The organism is Limosilactobacillus reuteri, from assembly GCF_013694365.1.
GTDB classification, from domain to species: Bacteria; Bacillota; Bacilli; order Lactobacillales; family Lactobacillaceae; genus Limosilactobacillus; species Limosilactobacillus reuteri_E.
Genome location: NZ_CP059275.1, coordinates 1,067,536 through 1,084,231, shown reverse-complemented (window position 1 = coordinate 1,084,231; position 16,696 = coordinate 1,067,536). Strand labels below are relative to the sequence as shown.

The 16,696-nt window shown below is 38.7% G+C and carries 22 protein-coding genes and 1 pseudogene (1 of these 23 cut by a window edge); all 23 read right to left on the bottom strand.

All coding sequences use genetic code 11. From position 1 onward, the window contains the following. Positions 1–148 precede the first annotated feature (148 nt). Positions 149–247, bottom strand: a pseudogene (locus HHK02_RS06345) (zinc ribbon domain-containing protein); the annotation flags it as partial. 131 nt (positions 248–378) lie between these two features. Beyond that, entirely contained in the window at positions 379–630 is a 252-nt protein-coding gene (locus tag HHK02_RS06340) for a hypothetical protein (protein WP_181462162.1), read from the bottom strand. Next, positions 631–1,485, bottom strand: coding sequence for a glycosyltransferase family 2 protein (locus HHK02_RS06335; RefSeq protein ID WP_231124812.1), 855 nt, complete (start codon positions 1,483–1,485; stop codon positions 631–633). It lies immediately after the preceding gene. Continuing rightward, complete coding sequence (wecB, locus tag HHK02_RS06330; RefSeq protein WP_181462161.1) at positions 1,486–2,607, bottom strand: non-hydrolyzing UDP-N-acetylglucosamine 2-epimerase; 1,122 nt, start codon at positions 2,605–2,607, stop codon at positions 1,486–1,488. Then, positions 2,608–3,108 carry a 50S ribosomal protein L10 gene (gene rplJ / locus HHK02_RS06325; RefSeq protein WP_087216307.1) on the bottom strand — a complete coding sequence of 167 codons (501 nt, stop codon included), beginning with the start codon at positions 3,106–3,108 and terminating at the stop codon, positions 2,608–2,610. It abuts the gene before it with no gap. Continuing rightward, positions 3,109–3,474 carry a 50S ribosomal protein L7/L12 gene (rplL, locus tag HHK02_RS06320; RefSeq protein ID WP_003666310.1) on the bottom strand — a complete coding sequence of 122 codons (366 nt, stop codon included), beginning with the start codon at positions 3,472–3,474 and terminating at the stop codon, positions 3,109–3,111. Further along, positions 3,475–3,759: a hypothetical protein gene (locus HHK02_RS06315; RefSeq protein ID WP_181462160.1), complete on the bottom strand. Its 285-nt coding sequence runs from the start codon at positions 3,757–3,759 to the stop codon at positions 3,475–3,477. Then, positions 3,760–4,131 (bottom strand): large-conductance mechanosensitive channel protein MscL, encoded by a 372-nt coding sequence (mscL, locus tag HHK02_RS06310; RefSeq protein ID WP_003670538.1) that lies wholly within the window; start codon positions 4,129–4,131, stop codon positions 3,760–3,762. It abuts the gene before it with no gap. After that, complete coding sequence (locus tag HHK02_RS06305; protein ID WP_003670537.1) at positions 4,132–4,464, bottom strand: PadR family transcriptional regulator; 333 nt, start codon at positions 4,462–4,464, stop codon at positions 4,132–4,134. Then, positions 4,465–5,076, bottom strand: coding sequence for a DUF1700 domain-containing protein (locus HHK02_RS06300; protein WP_003670535.1), 612 nt, complete (start codon positions 5,074–5,076; stop codon positions 4,465–4,467). It abuts the gene before it with no gap. Further along, positions 5,077–5,832 carry a DUF4097 family beta strand repeat-containing protein gene (locus tag HHK02_RS06295; RefSeq protein WP_152697255.1) on the bottom strand — a complete coding sequence of 252 codons (756 nt, stop codon included), beginning with the start codon at positions 5,830–5,832 and terminating at the stop codon, positions 5,077–5,079. After that, a complete protein-coding gene (gene adhE, locus HHK02_RS06290; RefSeq protein WP_152720486.1) occupies positions 5,833–8,469 on the bottom strand; it encodes a bifunctional acetaldehyde-CoA/alcohol dehydrogenase in 2,637 nt (878 codons plus the stop codon). Further along, entirely contained in the window at positions 8,470–9,489 is a 1,020-nt protein-coding gene (nrdF, locus tag HHK02_RS06285) for a class 1b ribonucleoside-diphosphate reductase subunit beta (RefSeq protein ID WP_003670529.1), read from the bottom strand. It lies immediately after the preceding gene. Beyond that, on the bottom strand, positions 9,490–11,661 hold the full coding sequence (nrdE, locus tag HHK02_RS06280; protein WP_099979786.1) for a class 1b ribonucleoside-diphosphate reductase subunit alpha: 2,172 nt from the start codon (positions 11,659–11,661) through the stop codon (positions 9,490–9,492). It lies immediately after the preceding gene. Then, entirely contained in the window at positions 11,662–11,883 is a 222-nt protein-coding gene (gene nrdH / locus HHK02_RS06275; protein ID WP_003666324.1) for a glutaredoxin-like protein NrdH, read from the bottom strand. It lies immediately after the preceding gene. Continuing rightward, positions 11,884–12,396: a tRNA adenosine(34) deaminase TadA gene (gene tadA, locus HHK02_RS06270; RefSeq protein WP_003670526.1), complete on the bottom strand. Its 513-nt coding sequence runs from the start codon at positions 12,394–12,396 to the stop codon at positions 11,884–11,886. Continuing rightward, on the bottom strand, positions 12,397–14,232 hold the full coding sequence (gene dnaX / locus HHK02_RS06265; protein ID WP_181462159.1) for a DNA polymerase III subunit gamma/tau: 1,836 nt from the start codon (positions 14,230–14,232) through the stop codon (positions 12,397–12,399). Beyond that, a complete protein-coding gene (locus HHK02_RS06260) occupies positions 14,233–14,541 on the bottom strand; it encodes a YbaB/EbfC family nucleoid-associated protein (protein ID WP_003666329.1) in 309 nt (102 codons plus the stop codon). Next, on the bottom strand, positions 14,542–15,144 hold the full coding sequence (gene recR / locus HHK02_RS06255; RefSeq protein ID WP_003670523.1) for a recombination mediator RecR: 603 nt from the start codon (positions 15,142–15,144) through the stop codon (positions 14,542–14,544). Next, the gene (locus HHK02_RS06250) at positions 15,145–15,393 is read right to left on the bottom strand and encodes a YaaL family protein (RefSeq protein WP_003670521.1); all 249 of its coding nucleotides are present in this window, start codon (positions 15,391–15,393) and stop codon (positions 15,145–15,147) included. Continuing rightward, complete coding sequence (gene tmk / locus HHK02_RS06245; RefSeq protein WP_003670519.1) at positions 15,394–16,035, bottom strand: dTMP kinase; 642 nt, start codon at positions 16,033–16,035, stop codon at positions 15,394–15,396. Continuing rightward, positions 16,036–16,359 (bottom strand): cyclic-di-AMP receptor, encoded by a 324-nt coding sequence (locus HHK02_RS06240; RefSeq protein ID WP_003670516.1) that lies wholly within the window; start codon positions 16,357–16,359, stop codon positions 16,036–16,038. Further along, on the bottom strand, positions 16,360–16,696 hold the end of the coding sequence (gene holB, locus HHK02_RS06235; protein ID WP_078009986.1) for a DNA polymerase III subunit delta'. Its footprint extends 677 nt past the window's final position; 337 of the gene's 1,014 nt are visible here — the last part of the coding sequence; the start codon falls outside the window, past its right edge — the gene reads right to left on this strand; the stop codon is at positions 16,360–16,362.

Here is a 16,696-nt window from a genome sequence, read left to right as displayed (position 1 = left end):
TGAACTACTCCCACTTAGCTAAACCTACGGTTTAATGCTTGAAGTGGGAGATTCTGGAAACATCGCATACTTACCCTACCGATTCTGAACGAACCTTCAAGCAGAGGTTACGACTATTAGCCAAGGCTCGTCCCGAGCCTAACTTTATCTATCGGATAGCTAATCCTTTTTGCAAGATGACTTGTGCAGCGTTAATATCACGATCTAAATGTTTACCACAGTTTGGACAATCCCACTCACGTACCGCACATTCGTCAATGGATATCTATCGTAAGGCCTTCTACCAAGAGATATCACAGCTCCATCAACCAATAATCAATTGGTCAGTATTATTTATTTGAGTCCAGTGGCTAACTTATTCTTGAAATTTAGGAAATACTAGCATCTTTCAAATTGCTTAAATCGCAACAAACATTTGATTGTTCGTTGAATAACTGCTGCCTCATTAAAACATGGAACAATAACACAATATTGTAAATTGTAGTCAATTTTAGCTGGTTGTTGGTTTCCCGCGAAGTGATGAAAGTCCCGAGGATCCGAAATCATCCGAAATAGCAGACTAATCAATGAATAAACTAAAAATATAAACAGCGCGATCCCCCAAATAAGCGTAAAAATTATAATTATCATTTATAATACTAAAAATAAGATAACATACATATAGGAAATTCCAAGCGGTAATAAGGCCAATTGGTGCTTTTTTAAAGGAGGTTCATGATAGGCGGCTAAATCATGGTAGTAAAATATCCCAAATATTATTCTCCAAAATAACGAAAAGACTACCAAGCCGGCCATCACAGTCATAAGAGTCAAGTGGCCATAAAGATTGTGCCAATGAGTAAAGGCAATCGTCGTTAAAATAATAATCGCAACATCCGCCAGAAAATTGAGCCATGGTTGAAGCAGGAAATAATATATACCAAGTTTCTGTGTCCTGCTTAAAATGCAGCTTTTAATAATCTCGGGAAGATACTTAAGACAATTTAAATCGCCTTGTACCCACCGGCTTCGTTGACGAATAAACCCTTTAGGAGACGTTAACGCTTCCTGGTAAACGTATGTATCTGTCATATAATCAATATACAATTTTTTCAGCATCATTTTTATCGTTAATTCGTAGTCATCTAATAGTGCATCGCCCCATGGATGCGCACCGATTTTATCAATAATTGGTTTGAATCGAAAGAACTGGCTATTCCCACTTAAACCAACTGTTTTAGTATACATTCGCATAATTTGGGTCATATGGTTAATACTAAAAAACTCAATATCTTGTAAAATCTGCAGCCAATTTTTAAAGTGTGGATACATTTTAACTCGCATCTGAGTAATATTCGTTCTTGGCGAAGAAAAATAGGCATTTAATCGCTGCAGAGCATTGTCAGCTAATTGAGCATCCGCATCCACTACGCCAATAATAACCTTTTCAAAAGGAACCCGCTGTCGGATAGTGATCTGACAAATATAATCTAGGGCAAAATTCAATTATAATTCTTTTTGAGTTGCTGCCCATTTAGCAATAGCATCTATAATTCGTTCGCTTGCATGCCCATCCCCATAAGGATTCTGTGCCTCACTCATCTTATTATATTCTTCAGGACTATTTAATAGGGACGATAACTCTTTCATTACATTATTAAGTTGCGTACCGATTAACTTAAGAGTTCCAGCAGTTACTCCTTCCGGCCGCTCTGTAGTATCACGCAAAACTAGAACTGGTTTATGAAGTGCTGGTGCTTCCTCTTGAACCCCACCCGAATCACTCATCACAAGTAAAGACTTACTCATAATATTATGAAAATCAACAACATCTAATGGGGAAATCAAATGAAAATGATTATCGTTTCCAAAAATTTTATTAGCAACCGCTTGAACTTTAGGATTCAGATGAACCGGGTAAATAACGTCAATATCATCCCGTTGATCCACAATCTCTTGAATCGCCTTAAAAGTTTCTTCCATCGGTTTACCCCAATTTTCTCGCCGATGCATGGTAAGTAAAATAACCTTCTTGTCGGGATCAATTTCGTCTAATACTTGGTGATGATACGAATGGTCAATTGTATACCGCAAAGCATCGATGGCAGTATTTCCCGTCACTATAATCCCATGCTGATGATTTCCCATTTTGAGATTGTTAGCACTTGTTTGGGTGGGAGCAAAATATAAATCAGCAAGATCATCAATCATTTGCCGGTTCATCTCTTCTGGATAAGGCGAATATTTATCCCAGGTTCGCAAACCAGCTTCGACATGACCAATAGCAACCCGATTATAAAAGGCAACCAAAGCTGATGCGTAGGCTGAACTAGTATCGCCATGAACTAGCACAATATCTGGTTGCTCTTTTTGAATAATCGGTTCAAGCTTCGTCATCGTTTCAATTGTAATTTCCGTTAATGTTTGTCCAGGACGCATTATTTTCAAATCATAATCAGGGGTTATTTGAAAAACAGCTAAAACCTGTTGAAGCATCTCAGCATGCTGACCTGTCGAAACCACTACTGATGAAAAGCGATCATCCTGCTCCAAGGCCTTGACTACTGGCCCCATTTTGATTCCCTCTGGACGAGTTCCAAATACCGTCATTACTTTAATCTTTCTCATTTATGCGGCTTTGTCTTCCTTGTCGGCAATAGCCTTGACTGCGCGAGCAATCTTCCGCATTGGATCTTGCAATGCAGATGCAAGCATTGACAACAGTTCTTCGCGACCTGGCATATTTGCGTATTCGTTGATTTCGTCAAGAGTCTTAACACTCTTTTCGATGAAACCACCCTTGATTTCAAGAGCGTCGTGGTCATCAGCGAACTTCTTCAAGATCTTAGCTGGAGCAATTGGGTCTTCGTCAGAGAAGGCAACAGCAGTTGGTCCAACAAAAGTAGAACGAAGATCTTCGTAGTCAGTACCTTCAACAGCACGATCAAGAATCTTGTTCTTGATAACTGACATTTGGATACCAGCATCACGAAGTTGCTTACGTAAGTCAGTAACTTCCGCAACAGTTAAACCACGGTAATCTACAACGATAGCACTTTGAGCTGCGTTAAGCATATCAGTAGTTTGCTTAACGATTTCAGCTTTCTTAGCAATAGCTGCTTCACTCATCTACTTAAGGGTAACAGTAGCACCGGCGGCTTCAAGCTTTTCCTTGATGTCGTTAGCTTCGTCTTCCTTAACGTCTTCCTTGATAGCTGATGGAGCACCATCAACAAGGTCCTTAGCGTCCTTAAGACCAAGACCAGTAATGTCCTTAACAGCCTTAATAACCTTAACCTTAGCTGAACCTGGTTCAGTTAATTCTACAGTGAAGCTGTCCTTAGCAGCAGCGTCGCCACCAGCAGCACCTGCAACTGCAACTGGAGCAGCAGCAGAAACGTCGAATTCTTCTTCGATAGCCTTAACTAAGTCGTTAAGGTCAGAGATTGATGCTTCCTTTAATGAAGCAATGATAGCATCCTTATCAAAAGCCATCTACTTTGCAGGATGAGTAGTACTATCATTGCTTGTGCGGTAACCAAAGTAGAATTGAATAGCAGCAATAGCGATGTTAACCCAGTTCATAGCAATAAACCAACCGTTAATTGCGCTTGCATCATGAGATACACCATAATAAACCCAAAAACCGATAACAATTGCACAAATATTGATCCAAGCGAAAGTCTTTTGTAGAATTTGATTATTAAGTTGGAACCACATCCAAATGACATTAATGACAAAACAAATTGCCAAGATCCAAAAAATAACATTAAATAACATTTAATCTTTATTCTTTTTCAGAAGTTCAGTAATTTCTTTGAGGTACATAACTTCTTCGCTAGGAGTATCTTTTTTGTTATCTTCTTTTTTGCGGAATGTATTGATTGCTTTTACCATTAAGAAAACAACAAAGGAGATAATCAGGAAGTTAATGACTGCATTTAGGAAACTTCCGTATTTAAACTGAGCATCGCCGACCGTCAAAACAAGATTAGATAGGTCAATTCGACCAATGAATAAACCAATAAGGGGGTTAATAAGGTTATTAACTAATGATTTTACGATTGAGGTAAAAGCTGCACCAACAATTATCCCAACTGCCATGTCAATAACGTTACCACGAGCAATGAATGTTTTGAATTCTTTTAACATTCATTCATCTTTATCTTCTCCCTCACCTAACCCATAAAAAATACCATCTAAACTATTTTTATAATCAGTCCATAACTTACGAATACGTTGTAAATGCTCCTTGCCGGCTTCCGTAATTTGATAATAACGGCGATTTCGCCCCTGGTAAGGCTGATCATAAGTTATTAAATAACCGTCTTTTTTTAACCGGCGTAAAACGGGATACATTGTTGATTCGGAAATGGTAATAGCTGATTGCATTCGCTGAGTTAAGGCATACCCATAGTAATCTTTGTGTTCAAGAATTGCTAAGACCATCCCATCGAGTAAGTCAGCTGTAATTTGAATCTTCATTTACTTTTTCCTCCTTGCCTGCACTTTTGCATAAATGAACTTAGCAAAGTTCGCAATCCCTTGAACAATAACTCTGATTAACCAGTAAATTAAAGGTAAACAAACAAGGAATAAGCCGATCAGTGTCAATCCTAAGCCAAAATAAAATAGTCCGCTAAACAGGTTTGTTGCAATTAAACCAATTCCAATATAAATAGATACGATCGCTATGGCAGCAACCCCAAAAATTAAAGCAACTATTCCAACAATCAAACTTAAGGCGACTCCCCCTGCTGCCAACAATAGTGCCAATACGGCAATTCCTAGCCCAAACGTTATTGGGGAAGTAATAATTGCTACTAGCACCCACCAAAAGACACGCCAACTAGAATGAGGCGAAGCAGGGTGTCCTTCTTTGATCGACTCATTATTAGCTTTAATGGAATAATCGGCTAATATCTTATGACTTAACTGTCGTGGCGTTCCTAACCTTTCTTCAATCGCTGTTCGGGTCTCCAGCCCAGCATCGGCAATATATTCATCATAAAATTCTAAGGCATCATTTCGTTCCTCATCAGTTAATTGTCTTAAATATATTGATAAATCATTAATGTATTTTTGACGTTCATTCATTTAATTCACTTCATTATCACCAGATTGCGTTATCAAGCGGAGCACATTTTCTGCATCATCATTCTGATGTAAGGGTTCTTCACCCTTATCTTCACCATTAAGTTCATTATCACCTGCATCAGTCTTTAGGAAGTAGCCATCAACAGTTGTGTTTGTGACCGTATTATCACCAGATTGATTATTAACAGTATATTGTCCTTGAACTGTTAAATCATGTCCTGTGAAGTTACCTGACGAGAGTTTTGTACTTCCTCCACGTAATGTAACTTGACGGTATTCAACCTCGCCTGCATCACTGTTAACATCAATATTGTCCATTTTAACTTGAGAAACTGTTAGATCACCACTCTCTAAATGAATACGACCAGCTATGGCTTGATCATGTGGGATAGTCACAATGATTAAATCTTGGTGGGGCTGATAATCATTAAAGTTAAAGACAAGCGGAAAGCCACCAGTTTGGCGAATTGAAGCAACGTTATTATGAACAGTTACGGCCGGAGAATGCTTGCTTATACCAGAATAAGTAATTTGATATTTTTTGCCTTCACGAACTATTACATTAGCTGTCGATGCTGAGATATCAATCCGTTCAAAAGCTTTATTAGTACTTATTGTTTTAGTGTGAGAATGAAAAATTGCTGGACGATTGTTCTCAAAATAAACAGCCTTGTTACCATTATTAAAGAAGCCTATTCCGAGGAGGATTACTCCTAAGATTAAAACAATTACTCCCACCTTAAATACTTTTTTCATTTATTTTTCTTCAACGCCAGTACCATCGTAGCAACGTTCAAGTAATTCCTTGAGTTGGCTAACAAGTGGTTCAACTGGGTTAGTAGTAGTACATTGATCTTCGTAAGCTAAGCGAGCAAGATCGTCAACTACTTTATCAAATTCTTCACGTGTAACGCCATTGTCCTTAAGACTAAGCTTAACACCACATTCGTGAGCAAGTTCGATAACTTTCTTAGCATATGCTTCAGCTAATTCTTCATCAGTGTTGCCTTTCAAACCAATGAACCGTGCAATGTCAGCGTAGTCCTTAGTTGCATGGTAAGTCTCATAGTGAGGCCAGAGAGCAAGCTTTTGTGGACGTTTTGCGTTAAAGCGAATTACTTGTGGCATTGCAATAGCGATAAGCAAACCGTGAGGAAGACCGAATGCTCCACCCATCTTGTGGGCAAGAGAGTGGTTAATTCCTAAGAAGGCTTGACCAAATGCCATACCGGCCATTGTTGAGAAGTCGTGCATCTTACGACGAGCTAACTTGTCACCTTGAACTGACTTAGGAAGGTTTTCCATAACACCCTTGATGGTTTGTAGTGACCAACCACGAGTGTAATCAGTTGCCATAACAGAAACATATGATTCAGTAGCGTGACATAAAACATCTAGTCCAGTCCATGCAGTAGTTTTTGCTGGGACAGTTTCAACGAATTGTGAGTCAACAATCGCAATGTTTGGAGTTAAGGCGTAGTCAGCAAGTGGGTACTTAACATGAGTTTCTGAATCGGTAATAACCGCAAATGGAGTAACCTCTGAACCAGTACCTGATGTAGTAGGAATCCCAATAAGTTGAGACTTAGTAGGCTTCTTGATTTGGTAAGCACGCTTCCGAATATCAAGATACTTTTGCATAACCCCATACCATGAAGTTTCTGGGTGCTCATAGAACATCCACATAGCCTTGGCAGCATCCATTGGTGAACCACCACCAAGAGCAATAATTGTATCAGGTTTGAAGTCGTTCATCATGGCAACACCTTTTTCAACAGTGTTTGTTGATGGATCTTCTTCAACGTCATCAAATACTAAGAAAGCAGTGTTGTTTTGACGTTGACGCAATTGATCGATAACACGTTGAACGTAACCACGCTTGCTCATTCCAGGACCAGTAACGATAAATGCTCGGTTAATGTTTGGAATATCTTGCAATTCTTTTAGTGAGTTGCGTTGAAAGTATACTTTTGGGGGAATCTTAACCCATTGACGGTTTTCACGCCGCTTTGCAATTGTTTTGATGTTTAAGAGATCCCAATCAGTAACGTTGTGAGAAATTGAGTTACCACCGTATGAACCGGTACCTAAAGTAAGTGATGGTGTCATGTTGTTGTAAATGTTACCAATACCACCGATACCAGATGGAGAGTTAACAATGATCCGTGAAGCACGCATTTCAAGACCGTACTTAGTTGCTAAATCATCATCAAGGGTATGAATAGCAGCAGTGTGACCTTCACCACCATAGTGTAATAATTGAGCACAAATATCAAAGGCATTTTCATGTGAAGTAGCCTTGTACATTGTTAATACTGGTGAAAGCTTTTCAGCTGAAAGTGGGTACTTGTCACCAACCCCTTCATATTCAGCGATGATAACCTTAGTGTTTTCAGGAACTTTAATTCCACACATATTAGCGATGGCGTTAGCTGAACGACCAGCAATTGGTCCACGAACTTGGTGACGCTTAGGATCAATGAAGCCTTCAGTGAACTTATCAATTTCATTTGGCTTCAAGAAGTAACAGTTCCATTTTTGGAATTCTTCTTTTACCTTGTCGTAGATTTCTTCATCAACAACAACTGAGTTTTCAGTAGCACAGATCATTCCGTTATCAAAAGTCTTAGAAAGAACGATATCGTAAACAGAACGTTCAATATTAGCAGTCTTTTCAATGTAAGCTGGACCGTTACCAGGACCAACACCAAGAGCAGGGTTACCTGAACTGTAGGCAGCCTTAACTAATGAAGGACCACCAGTTGCTAAAATAGTAGCAGTCTTAGGGTGTTGTAACAATGCACTTGTATTTTCGCGGCTACTTTCAGGAAGCCACTGAATCATGTTCTTTGGTGCACCGGCCTTTTCCGCAGCTTCTTGTAAAATCTTAGCTGTTTTAATGGAAGATTTCATGGCTTGACGGTGGAATGAGAAGATAATTGTATTCCGCGTCTTAGCACTAATGATTGATTTGAAGATCGTTGTTGAAGTAGGGTTAGTAACTGGAACGATACCTGCAATAATACCAAGCGGATCAGCAATAGTGATGGTTTGGTTTTCATCGTTGTCTTCGATGATTCCGACAGTCTTATCATGACGGATGTTGTTCCAAATGTATTCACTTGCGTAGATGTTCTTGATAGCCTTATCTTCGGCAACCCCACGACCAGTTTCTTCAGCTGCATCAATAGCTAAGTCCATGTGGTGTTCTTCAGCAGCTAAGGCCATGGCTTGACAAATTTTATCAACTTGTTCTTGTGAGTAGTAACGTAATTGTTCAAAAGCTGCTTCACTTTTGGCAATTATGTCATTAACTAATTTTTGCGCATTTTGCTTTTTTTCTTCTTCAGTTAATACGTTTTTTTCAACTTGTTTTTTGTTGTTAGCAGGCATTTAATCGCGGGCATTAATGTCTTTTCCCGCGTTTGGATCTTTAACGTCATAATCACTATCATTCATTGCTTCAACGGCACCCATGCGATACCCATTGCCGACTTGGCTAAAAAAATCATGGTTAGAAGTTGAAGTAGAAATTCCATTCATAACAACTGGGTTAACATCAGAAGCGGTATCAGGGAATAGTGGATCTTGACCAAGATTCATCAATGCCTTATTAGCGTTGTAACGGATGAAGGTTAAAACATCATCTGTCCAACCAACTTGATCATAAAGAAGATGAGTGTATTTTTCTTCATTATCGTATAGTTCATAAAGGAAATTGTACATCCAATCTTTCATATCTTGTTGTTGCTTTTCTGTTCGATCACGTAAGCCGACTTGGAACTTGTATCCAATATATGTCCCGTGAACTGATTCGTCCCGTAAAATTAGCTTGATAATTTCAGCCACGTTATTTAATTTATTGTGGCCAAGGTAATAAAGGGGAGTGTAGAAACCAGAATAGAATAAGAAAGTTTCAAGGAAAACATTGGCTACTTTCTTTTTGAGCGGATCTTGACTTGGATCAAGGTACATATTTGCAATTTTGACAGCTTTATTTTGCAAATATTCTTCTGTATCGGACCATTCAAAGATTTCTTTGATTTGGTCTGGGGTATTAAGAGTAGAGAAAATAGTTGAGTAACTCTTAGCATGAACTGATTCCATAAATTGGATATTATTAAGAACTGCTGTTTCATGAGGAGTTTTAACATCTTCTTTAAGGGCAGTTAATCCTGCTTCTGATTGAACAGTATCAAGAAGGGTTAAACCACCAAAAACATGTCCGACAGTCCATTGATGATCGTCATCTAATTCACGCCAATCATCCATATCATTGGCAACTGGGATCCGCGTATCAAGCCAGAACTGTTCTGTTAGCTTTTCCCATGTAGCTTTATCGATCATGTCGGAAACTTCATTCCAATTAATTGCTTTATATTGATTTACAGGTTTAAATTCTTCCAGTTTCATTTAGATAACACAGCTTTCACATTGGTTTGCACCAATTTCATCGCTATCGTCAGTAAACGTTCGAATGTAGTAAATTGACTTAATACCACGTTTATAGGCATAGTGCCGTAAGATGTTTAAATCACGAGTCGTCATTTTATCTGTTCGTCCATTTTTCCATTCGTAAAGGCCTGCTGGGATTGTTGACCGCATAAAGAGGGTCATTGAAAGAGACTGATCGATGTGCTGTTGTGCAGCGGCGTAAGTGTCAATAACCTTTCGCATGTCCATATCGTAAGCTGAACGATAGTAAGGCATCGTGTCGTTTGAAAGATATGGGGCAGGGTAATAAATTTTACCGATCATCTTTTCTTGACGCTCTTCAACACGATTAATGATTGGATGTAGACTAGCAGTCGAATCGTTAATGTAGGAAGTTGAACCGTTTGGCGCTACAGCAAGACGGTATTGATTGTAAAGACCATCTTGCATTACATTTTCTTTCAACTTCTTCCAATCTTCAATTCCAGGGATAAAAATACCTTCAAAAAGACCTTTAACAACATCTGATTGTGGTCCCCAATCCTTAGTGACATATTTGTTAAAGTAGGAACCATCAGCATATTTACTGTTCTCAAAATCGTGGAAAGTTTCCTGCCGCTCTTTGGCAATTTCATTTGATGCCACTAATGACCAATAATTTAAGAGCATAAAGTAAACACCTGTGAATTCAATCGCAACCGGGCTTCCGTATTGAATATGGTGCTTAGCGAGGTAGCTATGCAATCCCATTGCACCCAAACCAACTGAATGGGCAAGCCGATTTCCGTTTTGAATAGTTGGGACAACATCTAGGTCTTCTACGTCACTGATTCGGGTTAATCCCCGCATCATTGCCTTAATCGATTTACCAAAGTCAGGGCTTTCCATCATATTAGCAATATTGGTTGACCCAAGATTACAACTGATATCAATTCCCATTTCAGAATATGATTGATCATCATTTACTTGCGCTGGTACTTGTACTTGAGCAATCTCTGAACATAAATTACTCATCACAATTTTTCCATTAATCGGATTATCCCGGTTTTCTGTATCAATATTGATAATGTAAGGATAACCTGATTCTTGTTGAAGTTTACTGATTTCGTCCTCCAAGTCCCGGGCATTAACTTTCTTCTTGCGAATATCATCGTTTGCTACTAAATTGTCGTATTCTTTTGTGATATCGACGTAGGAGAATGGCATTCCGTATACTCGTTCAACATCATAGGGACTAAACAAGTACATATCAGCATTTTGCTCTACTAATTCGTAAAACTTATCAGGAACCGTAATTCCGAGAGAGAGGGTCTTTAAGCGAATCTTTTCATCAGCGTTTTCCTTTTTTGCTCCTAAGAATTCAATAATATCAGGATGGAAAACACTAAGGTAAACGACTCCAGCTCCCTGTCGCTGTCCCAGTTGATTGGAATAGGAAAAACTATCTTCTAACAACTTCATTACAGGAACAACTCCACTAGCAGCACCTTGTATTTTCTTGATTGGGGCACCAGCTTCACGAAGGTTGCTTAAATTAATCCCAACACCACCACCAATTTTAGAAAGTTGGAGGGCAGAATTGATTGTTCGACCAATGGTATTCATGTCGTCCGTTGTTTGAATCGCAAAGCAAGAAACAAATTCTCCCCGGCGTTTACGCCCAACGTTAAGGAATGTTGGAGTTGCGGGTTGATAACGTTGATGGATGATTTCATCAGCGAGCTGCATTGCTAACTCTTCATCACCATTAGCGAGGTAAAGAGCATTCATTGCGACTCGATCAATATAGTTTTCAAGGTAGTACTCTTTATCATTTGTTCGTAAGGCATATTGAGCATAAAACTTATAAGCTGCCATAAAAGAATGGAAGTGGAAGTTTTGGGCTTTTAAATAATCGTAAAGCTTTTCAATGAATGCTTCACTATATTTATTCATAAATTCCTCTTCAATATAATCATTTTCTTTTAACCATTGAAAACGTTCTTTTAATGAAGAAAAGCTTTTGGTATTCGGTTCTACATTATTTTTGATAAAGTCTTCTAAGGCCAATTTATCTTTATCTAGTTGAATTTGTCCGTTTTTTGGGATATTTACTTCGTTGTTATAATCGTAATATTTAACTTTGGTCATATCGATATCGGATAACGCCATTTAGGCAAGTTGGTTTAATTGATCAGGACGAAAGCCAGAAAAAGCTTGACCGTTAGGAAGTTTTACAACTGGAGTCGCCATAAAACCTTCAGACTTAAGTTGAGATATGTATTCTGGTTGTTCATCGATGTTGTGTTCAATAAATGAAATTTTGTGTTGCTCAAGGAAACGTTTTGTCATCTTGCATTGGATACAATTATTTTTTGAAAATACAGTTACCATCTAGGGGTTAGCCTTATTTTTTCGTCGAGCCTCTTTCCGGCGGCGACGAATTTTACGGAAAAAGTTTTTTAACATTTGACTACACTCATCCCCTAAAATACCAGAATGGACATTAACTTGATGATTTAAACGGGAATCATTTAGTAAATGGTATAAGCTATCAACCGCCCCGGCTTTCGGATCAGCAGCACCATAATAAACATTTTTTATTCGTGCGTTGATAATGGCACCGCTACACATGATACACGGTTCTAACGTAACATATAAGTCACAGTCCTCTAAACGCCAACTTCCTAAATTCGTGCATGCTTCCATAATCGCAAGCATTTCTGCGTGATAGGTAACATCTTGAAACTTTTCACGCATATTATGACCACGCCCAATTACCTGTCCCTCGTGGACAACAATCGCACCAATTGGTACTTCATCTAAAATTCTGGCTTGTTTTGCTTCTGCAATTGCCATCTTCATAAATTTTTGTTGTTCAGATAATGATGAATTGATTTTTTTCATTTAATTATCTTCTACTTTAACAATATCACTACCAAATAACTTCTGTGCTGTTGCTACTTGGTTATCTTCTTGAGGTGACTTTTCTTCAGTTAGTGTCTCATCTTCTGGTGGTAGCGGTGGTTCCTCCATCGGTGCTGGTGTAGCTGCAGGAGTTTGTCCGCTTTCTTCAGTAGTTTGCGGCTTTTGTTTAATAGGTTGCGACTTTTGCTGATTCTTACCAAAACCATGATCCTTGATAAAGTCTTGCCGAATTTTTGGCCATTTATCCTTAGGTACAAAAACAACTTGCCGTTCATTTCCAGTTAAACGTTGCAGAGCACTTTCCATATTCTCTAACAACGTTGTATCATCAGCTGCTTGTTGGAATAAGAACGGATAATCAAAAGCAACAATTATTCCCACGGCACTAGCGGCAACCGGTTGTGAAACGTGAAGTAAGGACCGTTGCGGCACCGACAATAGATTCAACATATCTCCCCATAGCTCACGAACATTTATTAAATCTTGACGAGTCGCATTTTCTAACACTGGGTAAATCTTATTGAGATTAACCTGCACTTTCTTTTGTTGTACTCGTGGTTGCTCATTTTGTTGCCGAGGTGATGGTCGACTAGCCTTTGCCGGCGCATTCTGCAACTGTTTTACTGTTTGTTGCAATTGCTGTATCTCTTGTTGTAATTTTTCAATCGTCTTAGTAGCTTCAGTATTTGTATCCGAAGAAACCGCTGGTGCCGATTGAATATTCTTTTGTGGTTCGATTTGTGCAAGTTTTATTGTAAGAACTTCCAAATACACATCCGGATGGGTCGTAAAACGCATCTCTTCTTGAATATTATTTAGTTCATCGATCATTTGGTATAAGGTCGCTGAAGAAGCAAGTTGGACTATTTCTTCAAAGTCTTCCTGCTTTAGTCCCGTACTTTCAACACTAATCAAGCTTGGTGATTCTTGGTATAACAGAATATCACGAATAAAGGAAATCAAGTCCTCAATGAACCGCTGACCATCTTTTCCTTCATCCAAAATATCTTTCATGGTGTCAAGAGCAGTCGCCCCTTCATGCTTACTAATCTCCAAAAAGTACTTTTTTAATAATTGTTTAGTAACACTTCCTGTAACTAGTAAAGCATCATCCAACTTTACCTCATTATCACTGAAAGAAAGAACCTGGTCAAGGATACTCAACGCATCCCGCATTCCTCCTTCAGCGGCATTTGCAATTACCCATAATGCTTTTTCATCATAAGTAACTTCCTTTTGATCAAGAATATATTTCATTCGATTAAATGCATCTTCTGCTGAAATTCGTCGAAAATCAAATCGTTGAACCCGCGAAATAATTGTTAAAGGAATTTTATGCGGTTCTGTAGTTGCAAGAATAAAAATCACATTGGCTGGTGGTTCTTCAAGCGTTTTTAGCAGTGCGTTAAAAGCCCCTGTTGAAAGCATGTGAACTTCATCAATTATATAAACTTTGTAGTCCGCTTGGGTAGGAGCATATTTTGCCTTATCCCGAATATCACGAATCTCTTCAACCCCATTATTAGAAGCCGCATCGATTTCAATTACATCATTTAATTGCCCGTTTGTAATTGCTTTACAAATCTCACACTCATTACAAGGTTCGCCATCCTTGGAATGATGACAATTAACCGCTTTAGCAAAAATTTTTGCTGCTGAGGTTTTACCAGTACCACGTGGACCAGCGAACAAGTATGCATGGCTTATCTGGTGAGTGATAATGGCGTTTTTTAGGGTTCTTGTAACAATCTGTTGACCGACAAGATCATCGAATCGCTGTGGTCGCCAGACACGATATAATGCCTGATAACTCATTTACAACCCCATACCTTGCGTATATTTACCAAGCTTTTGTTGAGTAGCATCATTGACTTGTTTCATTCCGTCTTTCACAGCAGCAATTACCAAGTCTTGAAGCATATCAATATCATCTGGATCAACTGCTTCTGGCTTAATCTTTAAGTCAATTAATTGATTATCCCCGCTAAACGTAGCAGTTACCATATCATCCGGTGCTTTTCCAACAAATTCCTGTTTAGCAAGTTCTTCATGTTCAGCCATCATTTTCTTTTGCATTGCCTTAGCCTGCTTCATCATTTGTTGCATATTCATTCCACGCATCATTTACATCTCCGTTCGCCCTTGAACTGCTTTGAATAATGTCATCTCATCAGCATAGTCAATATCTGCGCCAACTGATAACCCATGCGCCAACCGAGTAACCTTAATTCCCGCAGGCTTAATTAGCTTAGCGAGGTACCCAGCCGTTAACTCACCATCTGATGAAGCATTAGTTGCAATAATAATTTCCTTTACTTCATTATCTTTCTTTAACCGTTTAAGTAAACTTGTAATATTAATATCTTCCGGGCCTGTTCCTGCAACTGGGGAAATAACTCCATGAAGGACATGGTATAAACCATGATATTCATGCATCCGTTCCATTGCCATAACGTCTTGTAACTGCTCAACAACTAGAATTTGCGAATGATCACGGGTCTTATCGCGACAAATCGGACAAGGATCATCTTCAGTAATATTGCCACAAATACTACAGTTATGAAGGTCTCTTTTAGCAGATAGGAGAGATTTAGCAAAGTTCGTTACATCATCTTCTTGCATACTCAAAGTATAGAACGCCAGGCGAGTTGCAGTCTTTTGCCCAATTCCTGGCAACTTAGTATAGCTTTCAATTAATTTTGCTAATGGTTCTGGATATTGGATCACCTAGCGATCAATTACTCCATCATTTAACGTCCCGTGAACTTTAAACTTACGAGCAATTTTATATAGGTATAAAAATTTTTGTTCTTGAATCCGGGAACGGTAATGAAGTTCACTATTAACGTTTGCTTCATATACTGCTCGTTCAGTTTCACGTGCATGATCCCAACTGGCCTTCGTAGAATATACCGCTTCTAACAGGCGCTGATTCCGTTCACGTTCCACTTCTTTAGTAGGCCGCTTAAAAAACATTTAAAACAAATCTGAAAAACGGTCATGAATTGTTGCTTTTACATCCTCAATCACTTTTTCCAGTGGCTGACTTGCATCAATTAACTTTATCCGTTCTGGATAATTTTTGTAAAGTTTCAAGTAAGATTGACGAACGGTTTGATGGAAAGCAAGCTTTTCCTTGTCTAATCGATTAATTTGATTAGAACGATGCTCAGCAATCCGTCTTAAGCCAATTTCCGATTCAATATCAAGGTAAATTGTCAACGACGGCATTAACCCATCAATCGCAAACTGATTAATTTGCCAAATCTCTTTTTCACCAAGGCCACGACCAGCTCCCTGATAAGCGATGGAACTATCTACAAATCGATCACACAGAATAACTTTGCCTGCTTTCAACCCCGGAATTATTTCTGAAACAATGTGTTGCCGACGAGCAGCAGCAAAAAGCAATGCTTCTGTCCGCCCATCCATATCGGTATTTTGACCATCAAAGAGTACCTGGCGAATTTGCTCAGAAATCTTATTACCACCCGGTTCACGAGTATACATAACTTTTTCTGTGCCAAGCTGATCTTCCAATTGTTGTTGAATCTGTTGGATTACACTTGTCTTGCCAGCTCCATCTGGTCCCTCAAATGATATAAATTTACCGTCCATTTAAAATTTAATGAAGTCTTCTACTGGTAAGACAAAAACAGTTGCCCCACCAATCTTTACGTTGACAGGAAATGCTGAACCTCCTTCAACATCCATATGCATTTGCGATGTAACGTATTGTTCACGTGACTCAGCATTCTTTTTAATTACTGATAATACTTCTTGAACTCGTTCATCTTCAATTCCAATTAAAAATGTCGCATTTCCTTCACGAAGGAAACCACCAGTTGTTGATAATTGAGTAACGTGAATATCAGCTTTATTAAATGCTTTTCGTAAACGATTGCTATCTTTTGATTGAACAATTGCAATAATCATTTTCATCTAACTAATGCTTAAAACCTGCACAAGCCGAATCGTCAATTGTTCAACAATATTTTGAAAGCTAATATTTTGTTCTAACATGTGACGAGTTTCCAAAGTTAACTGACTAGCCGCTAACAATTGTTGAGGAGAGTATTTTCTAACTACTTCTCCCATTTCTCCTAAAATATTATTAAAGTGAAGGCGGTTGGCAACTGTAATTCCGGAATTTACCATTAGCGTATCACGCCAGATTAAGGTAATTAGGTCCAAAATCACTTGTTGTTTATCCCGGTCGGTAGCTACTTTTTGTAGAATTGTCTGAACATCAACGAAGCCTAACATCCCATTTCGTGTC

What these genes read in the sequence shown, in the direction of transcription:
- HHK02_RS06340 (WP_181462162.1), bottom strand. Translation starts at nt 630, where the DNA reads ATGATAATTATAATTTTTACGCTTATTTGGGGGATCGCGCTGTTTATA.
- wecB (WP_181462161.1), bottom strand. Translation starts at nt 2,607, where the DNA reads ATGAGAAAGATTAAAGTAATGACGGTATTTGGAACTCGTCCAGAGGGA.
- rplJ (WP_087216307.1), bottom strand. Translation starts at nt 3,108, where the DNA reads ATGAGTGAAGCAGCTATTGCTAAGAAAGCTGAAATCGTTAAGCAAACT.
- rplL (WP_003666310.1), bottom strand. Translation starts at nt 3,474, where the DNA reads ATGGCTTTTGATAAGGATGCTATCATTGCTTCATTAAAGGAAGCATCA.
- HHK02_RS06315 (WP_181462160.1), bottom strand. Translation starts at nt 3,759, where the DNA reads ATGTTATTTAATGTTATTTTTTGGATCTTGGCAATTTGTTTTGTCATT.
- mscL (WP_003670538.1), bottom strand. Translation starts at nt 4,131, where the DNA reads ATGTTAAAAGAATTCAAAACATTCATTGCTCGTGGTAACGTTATTGAC.
- HHK02_RS06305 (WP_003670537.1), bottom strand. Translation starts at nt 4,464, where the DNA reads ATGAAGATTCAAATTACAGCTGACTTACTCGATGGGATGGTCTTAGCA.
- HHK02_RS06300 (WP_003670535.1), bottom strand. Translation starts at nt 5,076, where the DNA reads ATGAATGAACGTCAAAAATACATTAATGATTTATCAATATATTTAAGA.
- HHK02_RS06295 (WP_152697255.1), bottom strand. Translation starts at nt 5,832, where the DNA reads ATGAAAAAAGTATTTAAGGTGGGAGTAATTGTTTTAATCTTAGGAGTA.
- adhE (WP_152720486.1), bottom strand. Translation starts at nt 8,469, where the DNA reads ATGCCTGCTAACAACAAAAAACAAGTTGAAAAAAACGTATTAACTGAA.
- nrdF (WP_003670529.1), bottom strand. Translation starts at nt 9,489, where the DNA reads ATGAAACTGGAAGAATTTAAACCTGTAAATCAATATAAAGCAATTAAT.
- nrdE (WP_099979786.1), bottom strand. Translation starts at nt 11,661, where the DNA reads ATGGCGTTATCCGATATCGATATGACCAAAGTTAAATATTACGATTAT.
- nrdH (WP_003666324.1), bottom strand. Translation starts at nt 11,883, where the DNA reads ATGGTAACTGTATTTTCAAAAAATAATTGTATCCAATGCAAGATGACA.
- tadA (WP_003670526.1), bottom strand. Translation starts at nt 12,396, where the DNA reads ATGAAAAAAATCAATTCATCATTATCTGAACAACAAAAATTTATGAAG.
- dnaX (WP_181462159.1), bottom strand. Translation starts at nt 14,232, where the DNA reads ATGAGTTATCAGGCATTATATCGTGTCTGGCGACCACAGCGATTCGAT.
- HHK02_RS06260 (WP_003666329.1), bottom strand. Translation starts at nt 14,541, where the DNA reads ATGATGCGTGGAATGAATATGCAACAAATGATGAAGCAGGCTAAGGCA.
- HHK02_RS06250 (WP_003670521.1), bottom strand. Translation starts at nt 15,393, where the DNA reads ATGTTTTTTAAGCGGCCTACTAAAGAAGTGGAACGTGAACGGAATCAG.
- tmk (WP_003670519.1), bottom strand. Translation starts at nt 16,035, where the DNA reads ATGGACGGTAAATTTATATCATTTGAGGGACCAGATGGAGCTGGCAAG.
- HHK02_RS06240 (WP_003670516.1), bottom strand. Translation starts at nt 16,359, where the DNA reads ATGAAAATGATTATTGCAATTGTTCAATCAAAAGATAGCAATCGTTTA.